The organism is Nonomuraea sp. KM90, from assembly GCF_052246675.1.
Classification (GTDB): Bacteria; Actinomycetota; Actinomycetes; order Streptosporangiales; family Streptosporangiaceae; genus Nonomuraea.
On record NZ_JBQQCB010000340.1, the window covers coordinates 1 to 1677 of the forward strand.

Annotated in this window: 2 protein-coding genes; both read left to right on the forward strand. The window is 77.0% G+C overall.

What is annotated here, in order from left to right:
• Positions 1-742, forward strand: a 742-nt coding sequence (locus ACTWPW_RS64045) for a class I tRNA ligase family protein (protein ID WP_443175014.1), incomplete at its 5' end; no start/stop codon positions are given.
• 8 nt (positions 743-750) lie between these two features.
• The coding region (locus ACTWPW_RS64050) for an FAD-dependent oxidoreductase (RefSeq protein ID WP_443175015.1) at positions 751-1677 on the forward strand (927 nt) is incomplete at its 3' end.

Below are 1677 nucleotides of genomic sequence, written 5' to 3' on the forward strand. Positions count from 1 at the left end.
GCTCACCGGCATCTGGTCGCGCGCGGTCATCCCCGCCCGCTGCCGGGCCCTGCTGGGCCGCCACCTGGACGAGGGCCTGCCGGACATCCCGGTGTGCTACCCCTCCGACTGGGGGATCGAGGTCCGCGGCGGGCAGCGGCTGGACGTGTGGTTCGAGATGGGCCTGGCCTACCTGTACGCCGTGGGCAGGGCCGTCGACCCCCGCGCCCGGACCATGGCGCAGTACGCCGCCGCCTGGCAGGACGTCTCCGGCCTGTGGGCCTTCCTCGGCCTGGACAACGCCTTCTACTACGCGGTGCTGTTCCCGGCGATCCTGTCGGCCGCCGGCGTGCCGCCCCGCGCGGCGCTCGGCGGCCTGGTGACCAACGAGTTCTACCGCCTCGACGGCCTGAAGTTCTCCACCAGCAGGAACCACGCCATCTGGGGGCACGAGCTCCTGGACGGCGCCGACCCCGGCCTGGTCAGGCTCTTCCTCAGCTGGGACCGCCCCGCCCCGCACTCCAGCAACTTCACCCTGGCCGCGTTCGAGGAGTTCGCCGCGCGCTGGCGGGCGGTCGCCGGGTCCCTGCCCGCGGATGCGGGTGCGCGTACCGGGTCCCTGCCCTCGGCCGAGGTCGTCAGGGCCGCGCAGGCGCTGCGCCCCGAGCACTTCGACCCCGCGCTGGCCGTGCGCTGCCTGCTCCCCGCCGCCGAGCGCGGCGACCGCGACGCCGGGCGGCTGCTCGGCCTGATCACCGGATAGCGGCCGGCATGCGCTGCTGCGTCATAGGAGCGGGGCTGGCGGGCACACTGCTCGCCTGGCGGCTCAAGACCGCCGCCCCGCGGGACGACATCTGCCTCTTCACCGGCGACCCGGCCGCCGCCGACGCCACCGCGGCGTCGGGCGGCCTGGTCCGCGGCTACGAACCCGATCCCGCCGCCGCCCGGCTGGCCGCCGACAGCCTCGCCGAGCTGCGGGCGAGCGCCGTCCTGTGCGACTGGGCGGACTACCGCGAGACCGGCTCGGTCTACGTGCGCGCGGCCCCCGTCGAGAGCGCGCCGCCCCGGGCGGAGCTCCTCAGCGGGACGGCGCTGGCCGCCCTGGGCCTCCACGGGGTGCCGTACGAGGCGACCGCGGTCGTCGAGCGGTGGGCGGGCCACATCTCGCCGCACCGGCTGCGGCTCATGGCCCTCGGCGACTTCCGGCGCCGGGGCGGCGAGATCGTGGCGGGCGAGGTGGCGCGGGTCGGCGAGCGGGGTGACGCCGCCGAGATCGTCGCGGGCGGGCGGCACCGCCGCTTCGACGTCGCCGTGGTGGCCGCGGGACCGTGGACGCCCGGGCTGCTCGCCCGCAGCGGAGCGGCCGGCCCGGCCGTCCGCACCAAGCACATCCAGTACCAGGTCTACGACGTGTCCGGCCCCCGTCCGCCCGCCTTCGTGGACGAGACCACGGGGCTCTACGGCCGGCCGTACGGGCGGCACGGGCTGCTGCTCGGCGTGCCCAGCGAGGAGTGGGACGTCGGCCCCGGCCGGCCGCCCGCCTCCCCGGGCGCGTGCCGGGACACCGAGGCCGCCGCGCGGACCAGGCTGCCGGACCTCCGGCTGCTCAGGCGCGTACGGACCGTCACGGCCTGCGACGCCTACACCGACGTGCGCCTGCTGGCCCTGGCCCGCCTCGGCCGACACCCGCACACCTTC